Source organism: Bradyrhizobium sp. (assembly GCF_019244115.1).
Lineage (GTDB): Bacteria > Pseudomonadota > Alphaproteobacteria > Rhizobiales > Xanthobacteraceae > Bradyrhizobium.
The window spans coordinates 1-23234 of the sequence record NZ_JAFATE010000508.1 but is presented as its reverse complement, the minus strand read 5'-3'; the positions used below and the strand labels follow the sequence as shown (position 1 = coordinate 23234).

Annotated in this window: 22 protein-coding genes and 1 tRNA gene; 8 read left to right on the top strand and 15 right to left on the bottom strand. The window is 61.6% G+C overall.

What is annotated here, in order from left to right; genetic code table 11:
• The 6 genes from JOZ76_RS22715 to JOZ76_RS22690 form a co-directional block, all read right to left on the bottom strand.
• A partial coding sequence (locus JOZ76_RS22715; protein WP_291702079.1) for a response regulator occupies positions 1-218 on the bottom strand: 218 nt, incomplete at its 3' end.
• A 210-nt stretch (positions 219-428) separates the two neighbouring features.
• Positions 429-1058 (bottom strand): response regulator, encoded by a 630-nt coding sequence (locus JOZ76_RS22710; RefSeq protein ID WP_291702077.1) that lies wholly within the window; start codon positions 1056-1058, stop codon positions 429-431.
• A 96-nt stretch (positions 1059-1154) separates the two neighbouring features.
• The gene (locus tag JOZ76_RS22705; RefSeq protein ID WP_291702085.1) at positions 1155-2345 is read right to left on the bottom strand and encodes a sensor histidine kinase; all 1191 of its coding nucleotides are present in this window, start codon (positions 2343-2345) and stop codon (positions 1155-1157) included.
• A 286-nt stretch (positions 2346-2631) separates the two neighbouring features.
• Positions 2632-3894, bottom strand: coding sequence for an arginine deiminase (gene arcA, locus JOZ76_RS22700; protein WP_291702083.1), 1263 nt, complete (start codon positions 3892-3894; stop codon positions 2632-2634).
• Between the two features lie 14 nt (positions 3895-3908).
• Positions 3909-5342 carry a basic amino acid/polyamine antiporter gene (locus tag JOZ76_RS22695; RefSeq protein ID WP_291702076.1) on the bottom strand — a complete coding sequence of 478 codons (1434 nt, stop codon included), beginning with the start codon at positions 5340-5342 and terminating at the stop codon, positions 3909-3911.
• A 253-nt stretch (positions 5343-5595) separates the two neighbouring features.
• On the bottom strand, positions 5596-6306 hold the full coding sequence (locus tag JOZ76_RS22690) for a Bax inhibitor-1/YccA family protein (RefSeq protein ID WP_291702073.1): 711 nt from the start codon (positions 6304-6306) through the stop codon (positions 5596-5598).
• Positions 6307-6674: 368 nt separating this feature from the next.
• Between JOZ76_RS22690 and JOZ76_RS22685 the strand changes: the two genes are divergently transcribed.
• Positions 6675-8114: a basic amino acid/polyamine antiporter gene (locus JOZ76_RS22685; protein WP_291702081.1), complete on the top strand. Its 1440-nt coding sequence runs from the start codon at positions 6675-6677 to the stop codon at positions 8112-8114.
• Positions 8115-8152: 38 nt separating this feature from the next.
• Complete coding sequence (locus JOZ76_RS22680; protein ID WP_291702071.1) at positions 8153-8392, top strand: hypothetical protein; 240 nt, start codon at positions 8153-8155, stop codon at positions 8390-8392.
• Positions 8393-8399: 7 nt separating this feature from the next.
• Here the strand turns inward: JOZ76_RS22680 and JOZ76_RS38585 are convergent, their stop codons facing one another.
• The gene (locus tag JOZ76_RS38585) at positions 8400-8807 is read right to left on the bottom strand and encodes a hypothetical protein (RefSeq protein WP_441300075.1); all 408 of its coding nucleotides are present in this window, start codon (positions 8805-8807) and stop codon (positions 8400-8402) included.
• Between the two features lie 326 nt (positions 8808-9133).
• Between JOZ76_RS38585 and JOZ76_RS22670 the strand changes: the two genes are divergently transcribed.
• Entirely contained in the window at positions 9134-9712 is a 579-nt protein-coding gene (locus JOZ76_RS22670) for a TetR/AcrR family transcriptional regulator (protein WP_291702069.1), read from the top strand.
• 33 nt (positions 9713-9745) lie between these two features.
• Positions 9746-10597, top strand: coding sequence for an alpha/beta fold hydrolase (locus JOZ76_RS22665; protein ID WP_291702067.1), 852 nt, complete (start codon positions 9746-9748; stop codon positions 10595-10597).
• Positions 10598-10673: 76 nt separating this feature from the next.
• Here the strand turns inward: JOZ76_RS22665 and JOZ76_RS22660 are convergent, their stop codons facing one another.
• Positions 10674-10862, bottom strand: coding sequence for a hypothetical protein (locus JOZ76_RS22660; RefSeq protein ID WP_291702065.1), 189 nt, complete (start codon positions 10860-10862; stop codon positions 10674-10676).
• Positions 10863-10868: 6 nt separating this feature from the next.
• Between JOZ76_RS22660 and fabF the strand changes: the two genes are divergently transcribed.
• Positions 10869-12131, top strand: a complete 1263-nt coding sequence (fabF, locus tag JOZ76_RS22655) for a beta-ketoacyl-ACP synthase II (RefSeq protein WP_291702063.1) — start codon at positions 10869-10871, stop codon at positions 12129-12131.
• A gap of 252 nt (positions 12132-12383) precedes the next feature.
• Here the strand turns inward: fabF and JOZ76_RS22650 are convergent.
• The 7 genes from JOZ76_RS22650 to JOZ76_RS22620 form a co-directional block, all read right to left on the bottom strand.
• A tRNA-Lys gene (locus JOZ76_RS22650) sits at positions 12384-12459 on the bottom strand.
• A gap of 158 nt (positions 12460-12617) precedes the next feature.
• Positions 12618-13163: a Spy/CpxP family protein refolding chaperone gene (locus JOZ76_RS22645; protein WP_291702061.1), complete on the bottom strand. Its 546-nt coding sequence runs from the start codon at positions 13161-13163 to the stop codon at positions 12618-12620.
• 126 nt (positions 13164-13289) lie between these two features.
• Positions 13290-14573, bottom strand: coding sequence for a TRAP transporter large permease (locus tag JOZ76_RS22640; RefSeq protein ID WP_291702060.1), 1284 nt, complete (start codon positions 14571-14573; stop codon positions 13290-13292).
• Positions 14573-15145, bottom strand: a complete 573-nt coding sequence (locus tag JOZ76_RS22635) for a TRAP transporter small permease (RefSeq protein WP_291702058.1) — start codon at positions 15143-15145, stop codon at positions 14573-14575. The genes JOZ76_RS22640 and JOZ76_RS22635 overlap by 1 nt, the downstream gene beginning before the upstream one ends.
• Positions 15146-15357: 212 nt before the next feature.
• Positions 15358-16365 (bottom strand): TRAP transporter substrate-binding protein, encoded by a 1008-nt coding sequence (locus JOZ76_RS22630; RefSeq protein ID WP_291702056.1) that lies wholly within the window; start codon positions 16363-16365, stop codon positions 15358-15360.
• A 313-nt stretch (positions 16366-16678) separates the two neighbouring features.
• Complete coding sequence (locus tag JOZ76_RS22625; protein ID WP_291702054.1) at positions 16679-18238, bottom strand: 2-isopropylmalate synthase; 1560 nt, start codon at positions 18236-18238, stop codon at positions 16679-16681.
• Between the two features lie 456 nt (positions 18239-18694).
• Positions 18695-19249: a CAP domain-containing protein gene (locus JOZ76_RS22620; RefSeq protein ID WP_291702052.1), complete on the bottom strand. Its 555-nt coding sequence runs from the start codon at positions 19247-19249 to the stop codon at positions 18695-18697.
• Positions 19250-19862: 613 nt separating this feature from the next.
• Here JOZ76_RS22620 and JOZ76_RS22615 point away from each other — a divergent pair.
• From JOZ76_RS22615 to JOZ76_RS22605, 3 genes are all read left to right on the top strand, one after another.
• Positions 19863-21116 carry a multidrug effflux MFS transporter gene (locus JOZ76_RS22615; RefSeq protein ID WP_291702080.1) on the top strand — a complete coding sequence of 418 codons (1254 nt, stop codon included), beginning with the start codon at positions 19863-19865 and terminating at the stop codon, positions 21114-21116.
• Between the two features lie 252 nt (positions 21117-21368).
• Positions 21369-22772 carry a serine hydrolase domain-containing protein gene (locus JOZ76_RS22610; protein WP_291702050.1) on the top strand — a complete coding sequence of 468 codons (1404 nt, stop codon included), beginning with the start codon at positions 21369-21371 and terminating at the stop codon, positions 22770-22772.
• A gap of 62 nt (positions 22773-22834) precedes the next feature.
• A partial coding sequence (locus JOZ76_RS22605; protein ID WP_291702048.1) for a pyridoxal-phosphate dependent enzyme occupies positions 22835-23234 on the top strand: 400 nt, incomplete at its 3' end.

The following is a 23234-nucleotide window of genomic DNA, read 5'->3' as shown; positions in this document are numbered from 1 at the left end:
TGAAGCAACTTGATGCGGCGGCTGACCTCGAGCCCGTTCATCAGAGGCATCGAATAGTCGACGATCACGACATCTGGTCTCAATTCCGAAGCCAATGTCACCGTCTGCTCGCCGTCGGCGGCCTCGCCAACGACAATCCAGTTCGCTTGACCTTCGATGATCGCGCGAAGTCCGGAGCGCACGACTTCATGATCATCCGCGATCAAGATGCGTTTCACTACGTCGTCCCTCGATAGCGCAACCGCACCCACCGGTCGGTCGAGGCCGACTACCGGCGCAAGCCCGTCCGATCATACTGATCGGTTTCTGATGGGTTATCCCACAAAACCCTTAAGATTTGCGATGAGTGTACTGAGGTCCACCTTGCACTCTGCAGACGGATCGCAACGCCGGACTTCACCCTGGCTCGTCCTTGGGCCAAGTAGACGTCAAGCATCGACAAGTCTGGCCCGAACCGCATACCGGACCAGCCCGGCGGTCGAATTTACGTCCAGCTTGCGCATCGCCGCCGCGCGGTGCGCCTCGGTCGTCTTGACGCTGAGGTTCAGGATGGCGCTGATGCCCTTGTTGCTATAGCCTTCCGCAACCAGCTTGACGACGAACTGCTCTCGCCGCGTGAGCCCTTCGGGCGTGTTCCGGTCTGTGGCCGATTCGGTGTCAAATTGCTTCGAACAGCTTCTGGTGCAAAACGGCTTGTGCGCGAGAAGACACTCGACGGCCGTCAGCAACAGCTTGTTTGCGTCAGACTTCACCAGGAACGCACGCGCGCCGGCCTGGAACGCCTGTTGCGCCAGCAGACTGGAGTTGTGCACGGTGAAGATCAGCACTTCCGTCTGCAGCGGATACTCCCGGATCCGCCGTGCGACCTCCACTCCCGTCATTCGCGGCATGGAGAAATCGACAATGGCAACATGGGGTCGGCTTTCAATCGCTGCGGCAACTGCTCCGCTGCCATCGTTCGCCTCCGCGACCACTTCCCAGCCCACACGTTGTTGTAGCACCGCCCGGAGCCCCGACCGCACCGCTTCGTGATCGTCAGCGATAAGAATCCGCTTCATGGCAGAACACTCCAGGTCTTCTTGATGAAGCCATCGAAAAAGCACCGACATCAAGGGATCAACTTCCACCTGCGAACGATGCTTAGGCTGTTGGCTCTATTGTGTGCCTGTATGGGCCCTGATAATTGAGGTGACCTTTCGTCTGTTGCGCTTTCTGGCTGCGAGGTCGTGCGGAAGTACCGCGCACAACACCGTGCCTGCCCGTCGCGTCTGTGGACCGGACCAGATCTCGAGTGTCCCTCCGATCTGGCGCAGTCTCGCTCGCATCGCGGGGATCCCGACGCCAGGCAATATCGCCTTGAGGCCGGACCTCGACCGGTCAACCGGCATGCCGCGACCATCGTCGCTGATCATCAGCCGGAAGCGACCGTCAGTTGGTTCAAGGACGACCTCCACTTGCGTGGCCTTGGCATGACGAAAAACGTTTGTCAGGGCTTCTTGAACGACCCGCAATAGCGTGCGCTGTTTCGCGTACGGCAATCGATCCACATCCGGCGCGATCCGAGTTCCGACCTGGAGCGACGTGCGCGCGGCGAATCCCTTGGCATAGTGCTCGATCGTAGCCTTCAGCCCATCGGTTGTCAGATCCTGAGGATGCAGCAGGTAAGCAAAAGCCCGGATCTCCCGGAGCGCCTCATCGATCGACGTATCGACGTCATCGCAAAGCCGTTCGGTGCTGACGGCATCACCCAGGTTGGTCCGAATCCGCATCAAGCCAAGGCTGGCGGCGATCAAATGTTGACAGGTCGAATCGTGAAGATCTGATGCAATGCGCTGCTGGATCTGGTCTTGAAGAGATGCGAGCCCAAGATTCGCTCCGGCATTCCAGTCAGGGGCCTCTTCGGACGGAGCTTCAAGCGCTGCGCGATGGCTGCCGACGAGCCGAATGATGTTTCCTGTCCGGGGATCACGGATCGGACTAACCACCGTCTCGATGTGTTGTCGGGATCTACCGAGCGTGAGAAGGTGCCTCGCCCGGATCTCCCCTCCTTCGGCGAGACAGGAATGAAAGGCTTCATGGACCGACCGAGCGTCCTGGCTGGTCATGCAGTCGGAAACCGCCGTCTTGCTGATGTCCTCTGGCGAAATTCCAAGAAGGGATGCAAACGCGGGGTTGATATCTTCGAAAAAAAAGCGTCCCTCGGTCGATGGGCGCACAACAAAGAGCAAATCTCCAGAATACGTCCAATACAGCCGATCGCTCGCTACTTCCGAACCAATCGTTGGCCGCTTCCGGACGCCGGTTGTTTGGCGGGCTGGTGAGTTGCGTCGTTTCAACCTACGCACTCGCCTTGTTGCACACTCTAAATGCCGGGTGCCGTCGATCACGAGGCGCGACACCCCTTTTGATGGCAACTATACGGCGAGTGGTGGCTTGATACTACTATCTCGCATTCACGGACAGTTGATAGCCTAATAGGAACCCGCTGGAAGTAGGGGCGATTTCGCGACGAAGGATCGGGACATTGAAGTACCTCCAAAATCGCACGGTGGCGTCGCGCGAAGCGCCACACCTGCGCTGCCATGCTGGAACATACATCGTTCCGTACCTCGCTGTGACGGGGAGTACCCTTCAATAATCCACAGCATCCCGGATGATCGGACAGGTCATGCAGTGACCGCCGCCGCGGCCACGGCCGAGTTCCGCACCGACGATCGTAATCACCTCAATTCCTTCCTTGCGCAGCAACGTGTTGGCGTAAGTGTTGCGGTCGTAGGCGAACACGACCCCTGGTGATGCGCAGACGAGATTCGCTCCGCTGTCCCACTGCGTTCGCTCCCGCAGATACGCGCCGCCACCGGTCTCAACAACGCGCAGCTTCTTCAGGCCAAGGGCCTCTGCGACGACATTGACGAACGGCCCTTCGTCCCTTCGAAGCTCTATGCCGGCAGAGTTTTTTGCCGGTCGATAAGAGTAGGCCGCGATCTTGTCGACGATATCCGGATAGATCAAAACGCAGTCACGGTCGGCAAATGTGAACACCGTGTCGAGATGCATCGCGGCGCGGAGCTTCGGCATGGCAGCCACGATCACGCGATCGGCTGCTCCCTTGTTGAAGAGGGCCGCGGCAAGCTGGCTGATCGCCTGCCGGGAGGTGCGTTCGCTCATGCCGATCAGGACATTGCCTTTGCCGATCGGCATGACATCGCCACCTTCTAGAGTCGCGAGGCCATGGTCCTTCGTCGGATCGCCCCACCAGACGTTGACCTTGCCTGCGAAATCCGGGTGAAACTGATAAATGGCCGCGGCGAGAATCGGCTCTTCATGGCGCGCGGGCCAAAATAGCGAGTTCAGCGTCACGCCACCATAGATCCAGCAGGTTGTATCTCGCGTGTACAGCGTATTGGGAAGCGGCGGCAGCAGGTATTCGACCATGCCTGCCGCCTCTCGGATGAGTTTGAGCGTCTCCCCGCCATGGGCGTCGGGGAAATCATGGGTCGATACGCCCCCAATCAGAGTTTCCGCCAGTTCGCGCGGCTTGAGGCTCTCCAGATAATCGCGCAACTCGTCGACAAGGCCAAGACCGACCTGGTTTGGCACGACCTGATTGTCGAGGATCCAGTCCCTGGCTTCCGGTATCGCAACGGTTTCCGTGAGCAGGTTGTGCATCTCGACGACCTCGATGCCGCGGTCGCGCATCTTCTGCACAAAGTCGAAATGATCACGCTTGGCGTTATCGACCCAGAGGACGTCGTCAAACAGCAAGGTGTCGCAATTGGAGGGCGTAAGGCGTTGATGGGCTCGGCCGGGCGAACAGACCATCACCTTGCGCAGCTGGCCGACCTCCGAATGAACACCAAAGGTAAGCCCGGATTCCGAGGTCTGCTTCGTCATGGGAGATGCCTTGCCTAGATGGTGATGTAGCCCGTGACCAATCCATGAATCCCAACCGCAGCCCCAATGGCCGCCGCAACGAAGATGCCCCACTCGACCGACGTGAAGACCCGGGCCTTCTGCTCCAGGCGAGCCCAGAAATAGAGCGCCGTGCCGGGCGCGTAGAGGATTGCAGCGAGCAGCAGGTATTTCATTCCAGCCGCATAGATCAGGAAGAGCGTGTAGATGACGGCGATGCCGGTAAAGATCAGGTCGCGTCTGCGCTCATCCGGACGTTTTTCATAAGTCTCTCCCCGCCTGACCAGCAAGAGGCCGTAGGCGGCGACGAGGAAGAATGGAATGAGGTTCATGACGCTCGTCAAATTCAGCATCAGCGCGAAGGCATCCCGAGACCAATAAGTGCTGATGACGAAGAGCTGAACGATCACGTTCGTCATCCACAGCGCCGCAGCGGGGACCTTGTTTTCGTTCTCGGCGCCGAACAGGGCCGGCATATCCCTGGTCCGGCCGGCGGCGGAAAGCACCTCGGCGCAGATCAGCGACCATGCGAGATAGGCGCCAAGGACCGAGATCAGAAGGCCTATGCTTATGAAGACGGCTCCCCAATGCCCAACCACCGCTTCCAGCACCGCCGCCATGGACGGCTGCCGCATGCCGGCGATCTCGGCGCGCTGCAACACGGCATAAGGCAGCATGGTGACCAGTACCATCAGGCTCGTCACGATCGCAAAGCCCATGATCGTCGCGGCGCCGACGTGGGAGCGCTCTTTTGCGTAACGCGAATAGACGCTGGCGCCCTCGATGCCGAGAAAGACAAACACCGTGACCAGCATGGTCGCGCGGATTTGCTCGAACAGGCTCGCGGTGGGCATGCCCTCGCCGCCCCAGAAATTGGCGCGGAACATGTCGGCCTTGAAGGCGAAGATCAGAATGATGATGAAAATCAGGATCGGCACGATTTTCGCGATCGTCACAATGGTATTGATGGCGGCGGCCTGCTGCACCCCCCGCAGGATCATGAAGTGAAACAGCCAAATCCCGATTGAGGCGACGACGATCGCGGTAACCGTGTTGCCATCTCCGAAGATGGGGAAGAAGGCTCCCAGCGTCGATTTGATCAGCACCCAGTAGGAAACGTTGCCGATGCAGCTGCCGGTCCAGTAGCCGAGCGCCGACAAGAAGCCGGGATAGTCGCCGAAGCCTTCCTTCGCGTAAGCATAGACACCGGCGTCAAGATCAGGCTTGCGTTCCGCCAACGACTGAAACACGCGGGCCAAGGTGTACATGCCGCCGCCGGCGATGCACCAGGCGAAGATCGCTCCGAACGGACCGGTTGCGATGCCGAAGGTTCTGGGCAACGAGAAGATACCCGAGCCGACCATGGAGCCGACCACCATCGCGGTCAACGCGAACAGCGAAAGCTTCTGGATCGATGGCGTCGCACTCATGTGAAGGCCTCGAGCGGCCAGCGCTGAGCAACAGCTCGCCAGCCAGCTCTTCCGAAGCTCGAACCATGCGCCATCCAAATGGCAGGAAATATCGGGTGATTACCTAGTCCAGGCCAAGAATTTCCCTCGGAGGATAGGCTCGTCAGCGGGAAGCGAGATCGGAGAGTCTCGGCGGCTCGTTTCGCCCGAAAACGCCCTGCGCGACGCTCTTGCGAGCGTCATAGAGAGGTCCGCGGCCTGAACCGTCTCAGCCCTAGCGCCGCCCGCCCCCAAGGCGCAGCAGCATCATGAACAAATTGATGAAGTTGAGGTAGAGCGACAGCGCAGCGATGATGGACTTGCGGCCCGCGGAGGTTTCGTCGTCCTTGCTGTCGTACATCGCCTTGATGCGCTGCGTATCGTAGGCCGTCAGGCCTGCAAAGACCCCAACGCCGACGATCGAGATCAGCCAGTCGAGGCCGGTCGAACGCAGGAAAAGATTGACCAAGCTCGCGACGATGATTCCGATCAGGCCCATGAACAGAAAGGTGCCTACCCCGGAGAGGTCCCGCCTGGTCGTGTATCCAAAGATGCTGAGCGCTCCGAACGTCGCGGCTGCAATGAAGAAGACGCGGGTGATCGAGGAACTCGTATAAATGTGCAGCAGGATCGAGAGCGACACGCCAACCAGCGCCGCATATGCGAAGAACAAGAGCCGGGCTGTCGTCACGGACAACGTATTGATACGCGATCCGATGACGAACACGAGCGCAAGCGGCGCCAGGATGAAGACCCATATCAGCGGACTTTGCAGCAATGCGGGACCGATGAGTTGATAGGTCAGCCACGCGACAGCCGCGGTCAGTCCGACACCTGCGGCCATGTAGTTGTAGATGCGCATCATGTAGTCGCGCAATCCGGTATCCAACGCCACCGCGCTGCGGGCCGTACCAGAGGCCGCCAGGTTCTCATCATAGTTTGACATCGCTTGCCTCCTCTCGAGCACGCAGGATGCAGCAAAGCTACGCTTCCCCGTTGGCCCGGGATATCGGACAATCACCCGAGTTGGAGGAGCAGAATCACCCTAATTCCATCGGGATTCCAGGAAGCCGTACTCGACTAGTCGCGGCGAGCGACTTACGTCGGTTTGCGATCAAGCGCGGTTCAAGAGCCAGACCGCAAGCGGTTTTGCGGGAGCCCATGCCTATCTCCTACCCTCGCGGCCTACAGAGAATCCCTGATGTGCGAGCGGTAAATGTGCCTCTAAGGTCTTCGCATCGGTTGGACGGCATCCCTTGGTCCCTCGAGCCTATGGGGCCCCGCCCACCTGCGTTTGGAAGGCCATTCTCTGTCATGGCTCCTGCAGCGAACGAGTCCGACCAGAAGCTCTCCCTCGGAGCCCTTATCGCGCTCGTGATAGGGTCGATGGTTGGTTCCGGCATTTTCGCGTTGCCTGCAGCGTTCGGACGGGCCACGGGAGCGCTCGGAGCTTTCATCGCTTGGGTCATCGCGGGCACGGGAATGCTGATGCTGGCTCTCGTTTTCCAAACGTTGTCGCGCCGCAAGCCGGACCTCGACGCCGGCATCTATGCCTACGCCATGGCCGGATTCGGAGACTATATCGGCTTTGCTTCGGCAGCCGGCTATTGGGTCGGCTGTTGCCTCGCCGACGTTGCCTGCCTCGTTTTGATCAAGGCTACGCTGGGGCAATTTTTCCCGATCTTCGGGGACGGCACGACACCGGTGGCGATCGCTTCGGCGTCCGCGCTCCTGTGGGGCGTGCACGTCCTGGTGCTGCGCGGCATCAAAGGGGCGGCCACGCTCAATACGGTCGCAACCTACGCCAAGATCGTCCCCATCCTGTTGTTCATTATCGTGGCCGTCATGGCCTTTGATGCCGAGCTTTTCTCCAGCAGTTTCTGGGGAGCGGAGCAGCCGGATGCTCCCAATGTCTTCACCCAGGTCCGCAGCACGCTCCTGCTGACCGTGTTCGTCTTTGTCGGAATCGAAGGAGCGAGCGTCTACTCTCGCTACGCCAGTGATCGCTCGGATATCGGGATAGCGACCGTTATCGGATTCCTGACCGTTCTCTGCCTACTCGTTCTCGTGACCCTCCTGTCCTACGGGGTATTGCCTCGGCCGGATCTGGCGGGTCTGCCGACACCATCCATGGCCGGCGTGATGGAGGCGATGGTCGGTCGTTGGGGCAACGTGTTTATCAGCCTGGCGCTTTTGATCTCGATTCTCGGCAATTACCTGTCCTGGTCGTTGCTGGCTGCCGAGGTGCTGCACTCCGCGGCCGTCAACCGAGCCATGCCGTCCTTTCTCGCCAGCCTGAATGCGCAGAAGGTTCCCGTCGGTGCGCTCTGGCTGACTAACTTCGCCATCCAGGCATTTCTTCTCGTCACCTGGTTTGCGGAACATGCGTTCACGCTCGCCTTGAAGATGACAAGCGCGATGACGTTGATTCCATATTTCTTCGTTGCGGCCTACGGCCTGATGCTGGCTTCGCGCGGCGAAACGTATGTCGCAGGCGAGCGTGCGCGCATCGTCGACTGGATCTGCTCCGCAGTCGCGACGCTCTATGCAGCCGGCATGATCTATGCTGGCGGCGCCAAATTTCTCTTGCTGTCGTCGATCCTGTATGCGCCCGGAACGCTGCTGTTCTTTCTTGCGAAGCGCGAACGCAAGGAGACGATCTTCCGGCCGTTCGAAGCCGTCATGTTTGCAGCGCTCGCAGTCGCCGCCTGCGCCGGCGTCTACGCGCTGGCTGTTGGAGCGATCTCGATCTGACCTTTTGTCGGTCACTGGTTGGTCAATTGGAGGCGAGCATGAACATCCACACCTTCTGCGCAGCCCTGATCCTCGGCGCCTTGGTAGCGGCCATTGCACCCTCAACTCAGTCTCTGGCCCAGTCGAACGACAAGAGCGTGACCACGCCAAAGGATGCCGGCGCATCTGCGCCCGGCGGCGCAACACCCAACACCAACACGACCCCAACGAAGCACCGCTACTGGCGTCATCTCGGCGGAAGGCATCCGCACTACGGCAGCCGGCGCGTTCGCACCTAGGGCGTCATCAGGATCGACATCTCATAACCCCATCACAATCCGCAATTCTGCTCACCGCGTTCGCCGCCCTTCGACCGGCCACGGCAGAGTGCAACCCGATACGCACCTGTGGTTTCAAATCGTCCGACAACTCACGAAGCGCGACGCGACCGATCGCTTGTTTACGAGCCGCTTCACTCTCGCACGCCTCCTGGAGCGTCCCGATCCCAATCACACGCCTCGCAAGTCGCAGGTCGGTTTCGTCGATCCGCATGAGCGGCTGCCCGGCTTTGACCTGCTCACCGACATTCACCAGCCGTTCGACGATCTTACCGGCGACGCGAGAGCCGAGATTGCTTTCCACCCTGGCGCCGACGGTGCCCGTGAACCCGCGCTCGGACCCGCTCACCCGCGCGGTCGTCACCAGACTGACCATCGGCAGTTCCTGCCTGGGGTCGCTCACGGCAGAGGCTTCGTGAGCGGGAATGCGAAGAGCAACGAACGTAGCCACCTCCACCGGGATCAAAATACGGCCAATATGGCAAAACCCCTCTTCATGCCCATCTCCTGCTGTAATTTAGATGTCGTTCGAACTCTATAATGCGTTTAGCAGTCGTTCGAAATCTCAATGGAGGCGCTGACAGGAATGTGATCACGCGAAATCGCCCTTCGCCGGACGACGCCAGCCGCCGTCCTTGATAGATTGCGTTCGACTTCTAAGTTGGATATAGATTTCGACCGAAATCCAAATGGAGGTCCACGATGCGGGTAAGTCGCATTCAGGCCGAGGAAAACCGGCAAAACGTGATCAATGTAGCAAGTCGCCTCTTCCGGGAGCGCGGCTTTGACGGCATCGGGCTCAAGGATCTGATGGAGGGGGCCGGGCTGACCCAAGGCGCCTTCTACAAGCAGTTCGAGTCCAAGGAGGACTTGGCGGCACAGGCGTCCAGGCGCGCATTGGAGAGCGCCTCGCAGCGATGGTCGACCGCGATCGCGGAGAATCCTGATGATCCGTTTGGCGCGGTGATCGCGTTCTACCTCAGTGCTGGGCATCGCGAGGAAAAACTGGACGGCTGCCCGGTCGTGGCGCTCGGCTCAGATGCCGCCAGGCAGGGGCGAGAGGTGAAAGCGGCATTCGAAGCGGGGATCAAGGAGTATCTCGAAATCCTGGGCCGTTTGATTCCCGCGACCGACGCTGAAAACGCCAGTTGCAAGGCGATGGCCGTCCTCTCGACGATGGTCGGTGCGCTGACGCTATCACGCGCGGTCAACGATCCCGATTTGGCTCGGGCGATTCTGGATGCAGCGGTCGAACAGGTCCGAGAAGCCGCAGCCGTTTGAAAGATCGCCCCGGCAAAGCCCAGGAGAGATTGAATGCCTAGCGTGACTGAAGCCAAACCAAGTCTGCTCAAAATATCGGATGCGCTCAGCCTGCGTTTCCGAAAGACCGGCAGCGGGCCTGCGTTACTGCTCATACATACGATCCGGACGCAGCTCGAATATTTCCGCAGTCTTGCGCCCCTCCTCGCGAGATCGCACACGGTGTACGCCATTGACCTACCAGGCCATGGGCACTCACCAATAGATCCAAGCGCGAGCTACGACGAACCCTATTTCAGGCAGGCCGTCATTCGCTTCATCGAGGAGCTAAACCTTTCGGACCTCACGATTGTCGGCGAGTCGATCGGCGGGGCATTGGCCCTTACGGTTGCGGCCTCGCTTCCGCAGCGTGTGAAGCGGGTCTATGCGATCAATGCCTACGATTACGAGGCCCGCTATGGCGACGGAATTCGGCGCGGCAATTGGCTCGCGAATTTCATCATCGGAAGTTTGCAGATCCCGCTGCTCGGCGCGGTGAATGCGTCGCTCGAAAACAAGATGATCCTCGGCAAGATCATGGGTGGCGGATATCACGACCCCCGGAAACTGCCGGCCGATCTGCTCGCCGAGTTCGATGAAGTCGCCCACCGCCCGGGATACAAGCGGATCGCGCGCAAGGTGTTGGCAGGCTGGCGATCCTGGAGCAAGGCCCGCGACTACTATCGGCAGATCTCGGCGCCGGTCACGCTCATTTATGGCGACAGCGACTGGTCTCGGCCAACCGAGCGCGAACGCACGCGGTCGCTGCTTCCTGCCTCACAGATGGTGACGCTCAAAAACACCGGCCACTTCTCAGCTGTCGAGAATCCGTCGGAGCTGGCTCGCGTGATCATGGCGACAGAATGACCGTAATGATCAAAAACAGGAGTGTGCAACTGTGTTGAAGCGCTTTTGGGAGAGCTTGAATGACTGGGTTGAGGTCCTAGGCATGGACGATCCGCGCGGCGAGTACATGTTTAGGCTGGAAGAGCGTGTTGCGAGGATCGAGCGCGAAGTTGAAGGTCTTGAGATCCGATCCCGAACAACGCCGGCTGGCTCGCCGGATCGCTGCGTCCATCAATTGCAAAGTCGTCTGCAACAGTGACCGGACTGCGAAGTCCTCGAAGGTCAATTGATCATGCGCCGCATCGTCGTTACGGGACTGGGACTGGTATCACCGCTGGGATGCGGCAGTGAGCTCGCATGGTCGCGGCTGCTCGCGGCCCATTCGGGGCTCGCTATCCTTCCCGAATGGGCGGCTGCCCTTCCCGCACGGGTCGCCGGGATGGTGCCGACAAAGGCAGATGATCCTGATGGGGGCTTCGATCCGGATTTCGTTGTTCCGCCGAAGGATCAGCGGAGGATGGATCGCTTCATCCTGTTCGCACTGGTCGCCGCGGGCGAGGCGATGGCACAAGCGGCATGGGCTCCTTCCGACGCGCATTCCATGGAGCGCACAGCGACCGTGATCGCATCGGGCATCGGAGGCTTTCCGGCAATCGTTGAGGCGGTTCGCATCACTGATCAGCGCGGCGCGAGGCGCCTCTCGCCCTTCACCGTGCCGTCCTTTCTCGCAAATCTCGCGGCCGGCCATATCTCCATCCGCTACGGCTTCAAGGGGCCCATCGGTACGCCGGTCACCGCCTGCGCCGCCAGCGTGCAGGCGATCGGCGATGCCGCACGCCTCATCCGGAGCGGAGAAGCCGACGTTGCGATTTGCGGTGGCTCGGAAGCCTGCATCGATCTCGTGAGCCTTGGCGGCTTTGCCGCCGCCCGGGCCCTTTCCACGGGTTTCAACGAGACGCCAGCGCGTGCATCCCGTCCCTTCGACCGCGACCGCGATGGCTTCGTCATGGCCGAAGGCGCAGGTATCCTCGTGATTGAAGAGCTGGAGCACGCGCTCGGCCGCGGCGCAAAGCCGATCGCCGAGATTGCCGGCTATGGCACGACTGCCGATGCGTACCACATCACGTCAGGACCGGAGGACGGCGACGGCGCGCGCCGCGCCATGGAAGGCGCGTTGCGGCAGGCGAGCCTCAAGCCCGGCGAGATCCAGCATCTCAACGCCCATTCCACTTCGACGCCGGTTGGCGACGTTTGCGAACTGGAAGCGATCAAGGCCGTGTTCGGCCGCGACGGAAAAATTGCCGTGAGTGCCACCAAATCGGCAACCGGTCATCTGCTCGGTGCAGCCGGAGGAGCGGAAGCGATCTTCACGATCCTTGCGTTACGGGACCAGATCGCGCCGCCCACTCTCAATCTCGAAAATGCCGACGCGGCCGCCGAAGGGATCGACATCGTGGCCCGCGAGGCACGGCGCATACCCATGGAGCACGCGATCTCGAACGGATTCGGTTTCGGGGGCGTCAACGCCAGCATCATCTTTCGACGCTGGCATTGATGGAGAGCGGCATCCTGCGATCTCTAAGTTCGTCCGATTCGCACGCCTCAATGTCCTAATCTGCGACGAGCGCGAGATCGACCTGTGCCAATTCATCTGCGCGCTATATCTCCTGGCGTGAAGCTTCAGACACAAAGGATAGAGCGCCAGCCATCGGGGTACGATTTTCAGCTGAAGCTCAGAACGGATCAGTCGGCCTCGCAACTCGAAGGCCCGTTCTGGCGAGCGTCAGTGCAACTGCTTGATCCTGTTTGGTGGGCGCACCAGGGCTCGAACCTGGGACCCGCTGATTAAGAGTCAGCTGCTCTACCAACTGAGCTATGCGCCCGCGGGGCCGACGGAGGGCCCTCGCAAGAGCCGGTCGTTTAGCAAAGCGACCTCACGATGTCCAGCAAGAGAAAGGGATTTTTCCCATCCTTGCGCGCGCATCGGCAAGAAAAAAGCCGCCGGCACGCGGCGGCTTCTTTCAGGTCGGCCGCGGCTGGCTCAGAGCCGTTCCGGCCCGCCGCCGTCCCGGTCCCCTCCGTGATCCCGGTCCATGCCGCGCTCCATCCAATGGTGCCGCCAGCCCTCGCCCTCGAACCAGCGGTGGTGGTGGGTCAGCATGGCCAGGCGCCTCTTCTGGGCGTCGTCGAGCGACTTGTACAGCGGGTCGGCGGCATCGGCGATCTTCTTCATCGCCGCCGCGGTGGCAGCCATGGTGTCGGCGCGATCGCGCAGCCGGGCCACAGGGTCATCCTGCTGCTGGTCCTGCGACTGATCGGCCTTCATCCGCGCATTGGCGCGATCGATCCTGATCTTCACGAGATCCCGCACCGCACTCTCGACCGGGGGCCACAGCTTCTCCTGGTCGGCGGTCAGCTTCAACCCGGCATGAACGGCGGCGATCCGCGCATCGGCAAAGGCGGCCCGATCCTCGGGGCTCATCCGCATGTGTTGCATGTGCTCGTGAAACCACGAGCGCTGGGCATAGACCGCGGTCGAGCCGGCGATCGCGAGTGCGGCGATACCGGCGATGGCGAAATTCCTCATGCGAACCTCCATCTCGAAAAGGCTGCCTTGAGGATGATCGCCGCAAGGCGCGTAATCAACTTACAGTTTGGAAATAGGCGGTTCCTAACAAAGATGTAATTCGCCGTCTCGCTCTCGAGAATTGATCTAAATCATTCCCAAGAGCCGCGGCAGCCATAGCGAAATCTCGGGGATGTAGGTGATCAGGCCGAGGAAGACCAGCATCGCGCACAGCCAGGGCAGCACCGCGATGGTGATCTCGCTGATTCCCATCTTGGCGATGCTCGAGGCGATGTAGAGATTGAGCCCGACCGGCGGATGGCACAACCCTACCTCGGTATTGACGATCATCAGCACGCCAAGATGGACCGGGTGAACGCCGAGTTTTGTGGCCAGCGGATACAGGATCGGCGCCATGATCAGCAGGATCGACGAGGGGTCCATCACATTGCCGGCCAGCAGCAGGATGACGTTGACGACCAGCAAGAACATCCAGATCGAGAAATTCTTGTCGATGATCCAGGCTGCCATCGCCTGCGGAATCTGCTCATGTGTCATCAGGAACGAGAACAGCACCGCGTTGGTGATGATGTAGAGCAGCATCGAGCTCATGCTGGCCGCCTGCAGCAGGACTTTCGGCACCTCGGTGAGCTTCAGCTCCTTGTAGACGAACACCGTGATGATGAACGCGTAGGTCGCGGCGACCGCGGCGGCCTCGGTCGGCGTGAAAATGCCGCCATAGATGCCGCCCAGCACGATGCCGATCAGCAGCAGTCCCCAGATGCTCTCGCGAAACGTCTTGAACTGGTCCGCGAACGAGGCGCGGCGCATGCGCGGATAATCGTTGCGGCGGGCGACGAAAAAGGTCACCGCGGCAAGCATCAGCGCGAGCAGGATTCCGGGCACGATGCCGGCCATGAACAGCGCGCCGATCGAGGTGTTGGTGGAGACGCCGTACAGCACCAGGATGATCGACGGCGGCACCAAAATCCCGAGGGCCCCCGAGGTCGAGATCACGCCGACGCCGAAGCGGCGCGGATAGCCATATTGCACCATCGCCGGCAGCATGATCGAGCCGATCGCCACCACGGTCGCAACGCTGGAGCCCGAGATCGCCGCGAACATGGCGCAGGCCGCAACGCCGGCCAGCCCCAGCCCGCCCGGCAGGTGTCCGACCAGCGAGGTTGTGAACGCAATCATTCGCCGCGCCACCCCGCCGCGGGTCAAAAAGGTGCCGGCCAGGATGAAGAACGGGATCGCCATGATGCCGAAATTGTCGAGGCCGGAAAACAGCTTTAGGCCGACGCTCTCGATCGGCACTTCGGTCATGGTGAACAGGAAGGTCAAAACGGTGAGGCCGAGCGAAATCGAGATCGGCATGCCCGTCAGCATCAGCGCAAACAACAGCCCAAAAATCAGCGCCGCGCTCATCAGGCTTCTCCGAGCGAGATCGGCGCCTTGGCGCTCACCTCGATGTCGTCGACATGGGCGGCGTCGTGATGCGGCAGCTCGTCAGCCCAGAAATAGGCCCACATCACCTGCAGGAAGCGGAAGCACATCAAATAGGAGCCGAGCGGGATGCAGGCATAGACTAGCCAGCTCGGCAGTTCGAGATCGGGCGAGACCTGATCGGTCCCCATCAGCTCGATGACGAATTTGGCGCCCATGGTGCCGACGATCGCGGTGAACAGCGCCCCGCCGGCGAGGCCGAACAGGATCGTGCCCTTGCGCCAGCGGTCGTTCAGGCGGTTGATCAGCACGTCGACGCCGACATGGATGCCGGTGCGCACGCCATAGGCGGCACCGAACTTCGCCATCCAGATGAACATGTAGATGCAGAGTTCCTGGGACCAGGCGAGGTTGATCCCGAACAGATAGGGATAGAGGAAGGGCACATCGACCAGAAATCGATGCACCACGGCGACGAAGGTGATCATCGTCGCGGCGCCCATCAGGCCAGCAATGATGATTTCCTCGAGCCGGTCGAGAATTCGCAGCAACATATAAGTCCCCCGTGCCAATCGGGCGGGTTCACCAGCCCGCCCGATCCGGCACATTTATCCCATCACGGCGCGCCCAACCCCATCCGTCGTCATTGCGAGACGCGAAGCGCCGAAGCAATCAGACCTTTGTCCCGTGCTAGATCCTGGATTGCTCCGCGGAGTTTATCATCGGGCGGCGCTTTCGCGCCGACTCATAGGCTCGCAATGACGATCTAGTTGATCGGGCTGCGCCCGGTCTCCTTCAAGAACTCGTCGATCAGGGGCTGGCCGACCCGCGAGGCGACGTCCTTGTAGACCGGCATCATCGCCTTGCGCATCGCCTCGTCCTGCTCCGCCGTCAGCGTGATGATCTCGGTCTTGCCGGCCTTCTTGATCAGCTCCAGCGCGTCCTCGTTTTCCTTCGCCGACTGGCTGTTGCCGTAGTCGGTGGCCTCCTTCATCGCCTTGGCGCAGGCCTCGCGGACATGGCCCGGCATGCCGTCCCAGAACTTCTTGTTCACGACCACGACATAGCCGATATAGCCGTGATTGGTGGTGGTCACGTATTTCTGCACCTCGTTCATCTTCTGGGTGTAAATGTTCGACCAGGTGTTCTCCTGGCCGTCGACCACGCCGGTCTGCAGCGCCTGGTACACTTCCGAGAACGCCATCACCTGCGGGATAGCGCCGAGCTCGCGGAACTGCGCCTCGATCACCTTGGAGGACTGGATGCGAAACTTCAGCCCCTTGTAGTCGGACGGCGCAACCAGCTTCTTGTTGGCGCTCATCTCCTTGAAACCGTTGTCCCAGTAGGCCAGCCCGGTCATGCCCTTTGCGTCCAGCAGCTTCAGAAGCCTGTCGCCGAGCGGTCCGTCTGTGACCTTCCGCAGCGTCCTCAGATCGGGCAGGATGTAGGGCAGGTCGAACACCTCGAATTCCTTGATCCCGATCGGACCGAATTTGGAGTTCGACGGCGCCAGCATCTGCACGGCCCCGAGTTGCAGCGCTTCCAGCTCCTCCTTGTCCTTGTAGAGGGTGGAGTTCGGGTAGACCTCGACCTTGACCTTGCCGTTCGTGTATTTCTCGGCCAGTTCCTTGAACTTGTCGGCCGCCTTGCCCTTGGGCGTATCCGCGGCGACCACATGGCTGAACTTGATGACAATAGGCTGGTCCGCCGCCCCGGCGGGGCCCAGCAAAGCCAGCGCCGCGATGGCGGCCGTGGTCCAGATCAGTTTGCGCATATTCTCTCCCAGTTCTTGCGAGGTGCGCGCGCGCCGCCCTCCGGTTATTTGGTGTGCCAGCAATAGCGAGAAGCTGATCCGAAAGCCATTGCCCCTTAGAAGGGACATCACGAAAGACTTGCTGCAACGCAAAACGCGGCGGGAACCCCCCCGCGCTTTCCTGATCGGGCGCTCGCTCGACGAGCGCATTAGGAGATGGTCATCCCGCGAAAGCGGGGATCCAGTATCCGAGAGCGCCTGAGCTTGAGCCGAGAGGCCGGCGTACTGGATCGCCCGATCAAGTCGGGCGATGACAGCGAGTCGATGATGCGCGTCAGCTTGCCGCAGCTGCGGGGACGTCGCGCTGGCGCTTCATGACGATCTTGTTGAGCGCACCGAGATAGGCCTTGGCGGACGCCACCAGCGTGTCCGGATCGGCCGCGCGCGCGGTCATCGAGCGGCCGTCCTGGGAGAGCCGCACCGAGACCTCGGCCTGCGCATCAGTACCCTCGGTCACGGCATGGACCTGGAACAGCTCGAGCTTGGCGTCATGGGGGACCAGCGCCTTGATGCAATTGAAGACGGCATCCACGGGCCCGTTGCCTTCGGCCTCCTCGATCCGGATCTGGCCGTCGATGTCGAGCTTCATGGTAGCGCGCTGCGGGCCATGGGTGCCCGCGATCACGGTCAGCGAGGTCAACTTGATGCGGTCATGGGCGGCCGCCATCTCCTCGTCGAGCAGCGCCTCGATGTCCTCGTCATAGATGTCCTTCTTGCGGTCGGCGAGCGCCTTCATCCGCACGAACGCATCCTCGATCTGGTTGGCGCCGAGCTTGTAGCCCATCTCCTCCAGCTTGTGGATGAAGGCATGCCGCCCGGAATGTTTTCCCAGCACCAGTGAGGACTGCTTTAACCCGACCATTTCAGGCCGCATGATCTCGTAGGTCGAGGCATCCTTCAGAACGCCGTCCTGGTGGATGCCGCTTTCGTGGGCGAATGCGTTCCGGCCGACGATGGCCTTGTTGTACTGCACCGGGAACGAGGTCGCCGCCGACACCAGCTTTGAGGCGCTGGTCAGTTTTGTCGTATCGATCCTGTTCCACCAGGGAAACTTGTCGTTGCGCACGTTGATCGCCATCACGATCTCTTCGAGCGCGGCATTGCCGGCCCGCTCGCCGATGCCGTTGACGGTGCATTCGACCTGGCGCGCGCCGCCGGCAATGCCGGCCAGCGAATTGGCCACGGCCATGCCGAGGTCGTTATGGCAGTGCACGGAAAACACCGCTTTGTCGGAGTTCGGCACCCGCTCGATCAGCGTGCGCATGAAATTCGTGTATTCCTCGGGCACCGTGTAGCCGACGGTGTCGGGGATGTTCACCGTGGTGGCGCCGGCCTTGATCACGGCCTCGACGATCCGGCACAAAAAGTCCATCTCGCTGCGGGTGCCGTCCTCGGCCGACCATTCAACGTCGTCGACCTGGTTGCGGGCGCGGGTGACGTTGGCGATGGAGGTCTCGATCACCTGCTCCGGCGTCATGTTGAGCTTGACGCGCATGTGGAGCGGCGAGGTCGCGATCACGGTATGGACCCGGCCGCGCCTCGCGAATTTCACCGCTTCGGCGCAGCGGTCGATGTCCTTGGGATGGGCCCGCGACAGGCCGGCGATGACAGAATTCTTGGAGCGGCGGGCGATCTCGGACACCGCCTGAAAATCGCCTTCCGAGGTGATCGGGAAGCCGGCCTCGATGACGTCGACCCCCATGTCGTCAAGCATCTCGGCGACTTCCAGCTTTTCCTCAAAAGTCATGGTGGCGCCGGGGCATTGTTCGCCGTCGCGCAGGGTGGTGTCGAAAATGATGACGCGGTCCTTCTCGGACTTGGCTGACGTGGTCATGGCAGATTTTCCTTAACGGTAGCGCGCCTTGTCTGTTGGGCGCTGAAGGGGTTTTTGGATCTCGCACAACCCCTGAGTGCCCAGGCGCATACCGCCCAGCCGGCCCTCAGGGGCAGGTAAGAAGGAGCCTGCCAAGAAGCAGGGTGGGCAGCGACGCAGCCAGACGAGTGGGGGCGCCAGAGGCCGCTCCTCCCAAAACTCCGTCAAATTGGCTGCTTGCCGGCATTGCCAGACCCTATTGGACGCCAGATCCTGCAGCAAAACCGTTGACGGTCCGTTGTCGGGATGGCGTGACCTGCACCTTCTAGACGAGATTTGTACCCGTTCGCAATGCCCAAAATGGGCTCGCAAAGGTCAGACGGGCTGACCCGTCTCCGCCTCGGCACGTGCAAGCTGCAGCGGCTGACCGCTCCGGTGGACGCGCAATCCTTGACGCCTGGCGCCGGGCGTACCGCTTCAAAGGCAAAGGCTCATGATCTTGATGTGACAGGTCGCGGCTTCCCGCCGGGTTGTCGAGGTGGTGGCGGGCTTTGCGACCGCAACCAGCGGCTCCTTGATCCGCTTGCCGGGCTTGTCATAGTCGCCGGCGATCTCCATCGCCCAGTAGGTGCGCTTGCCCGAAGCGTCGCGGGCGCTGGCGATGCCGACGCGGGAGGCGTTGTGCAGCAGGAGGTTTTTGCGATGCTCGGAGGAGTCGATCCACTGCTGCAGCGTCTTCTCAAAATTGTCGTAGCCATAGGCGATGTTTTCGGCGGCGCGCCCCGCGCCCGACGGCGCGATCCGCGAGGAGAACGAACCCAGCACTTCGTGACCGAGCTGCTCGCGCGACGCCATCGCGTGCGCCTGCGCCTCGGCGATGCGATCGAGCGTGGCGTCGCGCGTCACCCGCGCCTCGCCGTGCTGTGCACGAAAGTGCGAGATCAGTTCGGCGGCGGACTCGGCGAGAGCCGAATGGGCTGACAATGTCAGCACCGCCGCCAGGATCAACGGCTTCGTCGCCCCCCACCGCATCGAGCGCCCCCTGAAACTGTAGGACGGGTTTAACCAACGGGTGGCGCGAACGCGCGCCCGATGGCAAGCTCCGTCAAACCCATCATCCCGCCAATCGATGGGATCGCTGGCGTTCAACCCATCCAGGCGCTGTTATTCGATCTTCGTGAGCGGGTAAACACCGATCGCCGGTTCCTCGTAGGGGGTGCGCGCCGGATTGCGGCGAGGACATCCCTGAGCCTTCGCACAGAGCATTTCGATGCGCCCCTTCCACGACCTTTTCGCGCCTGCCGACCTCCCCGACCGTGGGGCCGGCGCCAGCGAGCGCTCGAAGCGGCCGATGCCCTTTACGGTAAAACTGCAATGCGCATAATTGCCGCTGCGCCCGGAGCCGGCGGCGCCCATGGCGGCACGCAGGCCCGCCAGCTGCTGCCGCGACAAACGCCACGAGCTCGTACGTTTTCATGCGCTGCCTTCTGACTTGCTTCCCGCGATCCGCCGGCCCGGCTCGTGTGGCCACCACGCAATCGTGACACCGGCGGCCCGCCGGGCTGCTATTCCCGAACGAGGGTTGTGCAGCGCAGCACAGGCGGTAATAAAGTTTCGAAAGCAACGAACTACGGAATCCATCCGCGTGACGACAATCAATGCCGATACCCCCATCGAAGCATCAAAGCACCTCCCGATGGGATTTGCCGAATTCGTTGTCGCGATCGCGGCGATCATGGCGCTGAATCCGCTCGCCATGGACATGATGCTGCCGGCCCTGCCGAGCATCGGCGCCAGCCTGAACATCGACGTGCCGAATCATCTGCAGATGGTGCTGTCGGCGTTCTTGATCGGTTTTGGCCTCGGCCAGTTCATTATCGGTCCCCTGTCGGACAGTTTTGGTCGCCGCCCCGTGCTGCTCGGCGGCATGGTGCTCTATGGCCTCGCCAGCGTGCTGGCGATCGCGGCGCCGTCGTTTGCCACGCTGCTGCTGGCGCGTGCGCTCGAGGGGCTCGGCACGTCGGCGACGCGCGTGATCGCAACCTCGATCGTGCGCGACTGCTATGCCGGCCGCCGGATGGCGAGCGTTGTATCGCTCGCCATGATGGTGTTCATCGCGGTGCCCGTGATCGCGCCGTCGTTCGGACAGGCAGTGATGATGCTGACGCATTGGCGCGGCATCTTCGTCGTGCTGATGCTGTACGGCATTGTCACCCTGGCCTGGAGCTGGCTGCGCCTGCCCGAGACGCTGCCTGCATCACAGCGCAAGGCGTTCACGATCTCGGAGGTGCTCGCCGCCTATCGCCAGACCGTGACCAACCGCCAGACGCTCGGCTATGCGCTGGCGGCCGGCGGCATCATGGGCTGCATGTTCGCCTACGTGTTTTCCGCGCAGCAGGTGTTCACCGGCGTTTTCAGGCTCGGCCCTTATTTCCCGCTGGCCTTTGCCGCGGTTGCCATCGGCGTGGCACTCGCGGGTTTCCTGAATGCGCGGCTGGTCGGACGCATCGGCATGCGCGTGATCTCGCATGGCGCGCTGCTCGGCTTTCTGGTAGTCGCCGCCGCGATGTTCATCGCGGCGCGGGCCGATCTGTTGTCCCTGCCGCTGTTCATGGCGCTGTCGGCGCTGATGATGTTCTGGTTCGGAATGATGGTCGCCAACTTCACGGCGCTGGCGATGGAGCCGCAGGGCGCCATCGCGGGCACCGCCTCCTCGCTGTACGGCACCATCACGACGCTGCTCGGGATCGTGCTCGGCACCATCATCGGCCAGGACTATGATGGCACGCTGGTCCCGTTTTCGACGGGCTTTCTGCTGTGCACGCTCGGGACCCTCGCGGTAGTGGCGATGACTGAGAAAGGCCGGCTGTTCCAGCCGCACAACAAGCCGATCGCGTGAGCGCCGGCGAAACGAACTGACAATATTGTCGTGGCGGGATACCGCTTGTAACGCTCGCGCAGATTGCTAAGCTCTCCCGTGCTGCCGCACGGGGGAGCCATGCAAAACAGAAAATCCATCCTTTCCAGCGCGGCAGCAACCACCGCCCTTCTCTTCGTGGCATTTTTCTGCGGCGTGCACGCGCAAGGTGCGAGCGCCGAAACGGTCTGGCCAATGCCGGATTGGCAAACGTCCACGCCGGAAGCCGAGGGGATGGATTCTGCTGCACTTGCGAAAATCATCGCCTTTGGCAGGACCAAGAGTTTCGACAGCTTCCTGATCGTGCGTCACGGCAGGATCGTGCTGGACGCCTATTATGCACCGTACTCTGCGGACGTTCCCCATGTCATCAACTCCGCCACCAAGGCCGTCGTCAGCGGCCTCATAGCGATGGTCCACAAGGATGGCCTGCTCGACGGCTTCGACCATCCGGTGCTCGATTTCTTGGCCGCCCGCGACGTCGCCAACATCGACGAGCGCAAGAAGGCGATGACGGTTCAGAACCTGCTGGATATGACCTCCGGACTGGATTGGGACGAGGGCTTCCAGGGGGGCAAGGAGCAGTCCCTTGTCGAACTCGGACGCAGCGCGGACTGGATCAAATTCATCCTGGATCGATCGATGGCGCACGCGCCCGGCGAGGTGTTCTACTACGACAGCGGCAATTCGCATCTGCTGTCCGCGATCATCCTCAAATTGACCGGCACGCGCGCGGAGGATTTCGCGAACGCCAGGCTGTTCGGTCCGTTGGGTATTGCTCCGCCGTTCTGGCGCCGGGACGCCCAGGGCATCTCGATCGGAGGCTGGGGTCTTTCGTTGTTGCCGCACGACATGGCCAAGATCGGCTATCTTTACCTGCACCACGGCGAGTGGATCGGCAAGCAGCTGCTTCCGACCGACTGGGTCGATGCCGTCGACCATGCGACGGTGAGCATGAACGCATTATTCGATCCAGGCCTGAGATATTCCAACCAGTTCTGGGTGCTGCCCGACAGACATGCCTACATGGCGGTCGGCTACCATTGCCAGGTCATCATGATCTTGCCGGATCTGGATGTCGTGGCGGCGATGACGGCCCGGGACTTCTGTCCGTTCCGCCGGCTCGCTGACGAAATCGCCGCCGCGGTCAAATCGGCCTCGAGCCTGCCGCCCAACCCGGAGGCCGCCAAACTGCTCGCCGATGAGGTCGCCGATGTCTCGACGGAGAAGGCGACCGACGTCGGCCCGACTCCCGATCTCGCGACCGCCATTTCCGGAAAGACCTATCGATTCCCCGATAACCCGATCAACATCAAAGCACTCGCACTGTTTCTGACCGAGTCTCAGCCGCGCTATGAAGTGGAGATCGATACTCATCAGCCAGGGAACGCGCTGGTCAAACTCGGCGGACCGATCGGACTGGACGGACTGTACCGCAAGAGCAAGCCGACCGCATTTGGACTTCGGGCTGTCAAAGGCGCGTGGCAGGATGGAGAGACCTTCGCCATCGACGTGCAGTATGTGGGACTCGGTGAGCAAGCGAAATTTGTTCTCTCGTTTGGCGGCGACAAGGTCACGCTCCGCGGCAAAGCGAGGGACGGCCACGAAGTCGTGGCGGAGGGCGCGGCGGGCCCGTAGCATCGCATGAGCCGTCGGTGTTTTTGCCTATCCGGACCGGGCGCAACGCGTTATGAACGCCGATGACCAGTGCTAGCGATCATTCTTCGCCGGCCGATCCCGGCAGCCTCCCGCTCTCGCTCGCCGACATCACGGCCGCGGCCGCGACCATCCGTGGCGCGGTGGCGGTCACCGATTGCAATTACAGCCGGACGCTCAGCGACATCTACGGCTGCAATATCTGGCTCAAGTTCGAGAACCATCAGTTCACCTCGTCCTTCAAGGAGCGCGGCGCGCTGAACCGCCTGCATGCGCTGTCGTCGGAGGAACGGACGCGCGGCGTGATCGCGATGTCGGCCGGGAATCATGCGCAGGGCGTCGCCTATCACGCCAGGCGATTGGGCATTCCCGCCACCATCGTGATGCCCCTGGGCACGCCGATGGTGAAGGTCGAGAACACGCGGCGGCACGACGCAGAGATCA

Coding starts and splice junctions, on each gene's coding strand:
- JOZ76_RS22665 (WP_291702067.1), top strand. CDS start 9,746: ATGCCTAGCGTGACTGAAGCCAAACCAAGTCTGCTCAAAATATCGGAT.
- JOZ76_RS22635 (WP_291702058.1), bottom strand. CDS start 15,145: ATGTTGCTGCGAATTCTCGACCGGCTCGAGGAAATCATCATTGCTGGC.
- JOZ76_RS22610 (WP_291702050.1), top strand. CDS start 21,369: ATGGATTCTGCTGCACTTGCGAAAATCATCGCCTTTGGCAGGACCAAG.
- JOZ76_RS22630 (WP_291702056.1), bottom strand. CDS start 16,365: ATGCGCAAACTGATCTGGACCACGGCCGCCATCGCGGCGCTGGCTTTG.
- JOZ76_RS22690 (WP_291702073.1), bottom strand. CDS start 6,306: ATGTCAAACTATGATGAGAACCTGGCGGCCTCTGGTACGGCCCGCAGC.
- JOZ76_RS22670 (WP_291702069.1), top strand. CDS start 9,134: ATGCGGGTAAGTCGCATTCAGGCCGAGGAAAACCGGCAAAACGTGATC.
- JOZ76_RS22710 (WP_291702077.1), bottom strand. CDS start 1,058: ATGAAGCGGATTCTTATCGCTGACGATCACGAAGCGGTGCGGTCGGGG.
- JOZ76_RS22620 (WP_291702052.1), bottom strand. CDS start 19,249: ATGCGGTGGGGGGCGACGAAGCCGTTGATCCTGGCGGCGGTGCTGACA.
- arcA (WP_291702083.1), bottom strand. CDS start 3,894: ATGACGAAGCAGACCTCGGAATCCGGGCTTACCTTTGGTGTTCATTCG.
- JOZ76_RS22645 (WP_291702061.1), bottom strand. CDS start 13,163: ATGAGGAATTTCGCCATCGCCGGTATCGCCGCACTCGCGATCGCCGGC.
- JOZ76_RS22680 (WP_291702071.1), top strand. CDS start 8,153: ATGAACATCCACACCTTCTGCGCAGCCCTGATCCTCGGCGCCTTGGTA.
- JOZ76_RS22695 (WP_291702076.1), bottom strand. CDS start 5,342: ATGAGTGCGACGCCATCGATCCAGAAGCTTTCGCTGTTCGCGTTGACC.
- JOZ76_RS38585 (WP_441300075.1), bottom strand. CDS start 8,807: ATGGTCAGTCTGGTGACGACCGCGCGGGTGAGCGGGTCCGAGCGCGGG.
- JOZ76_RS22640 (WP_291702060.1), bottom strand. CDS start 14,573: ATGAGCGCGGCGCTGATTTTTGGGCTGTTGTTTGCGCTGATGCTGACG.
- JOZ76_RS22685 (WP_291702081.1), top strand. CDS start 6,675: ATGGCTCCTGCAGCGAACGAGTCCGACCAGAAGCTCTCCCTCGGAGCC.
- JOZ76_RS22625 (WP_291702054.1), bottom strand. CDS start 18,238: ATGACCACGTCAGCCAAGTCCGAGAAGGACCGCGTCATCATTTTCGAC.
- fabF (WP_291702063.1), top strand. CDS start 10,869: ATGCGCCGCATCGTCGTTACGGGACTGGGACTGGTATCACCGCTGGGA.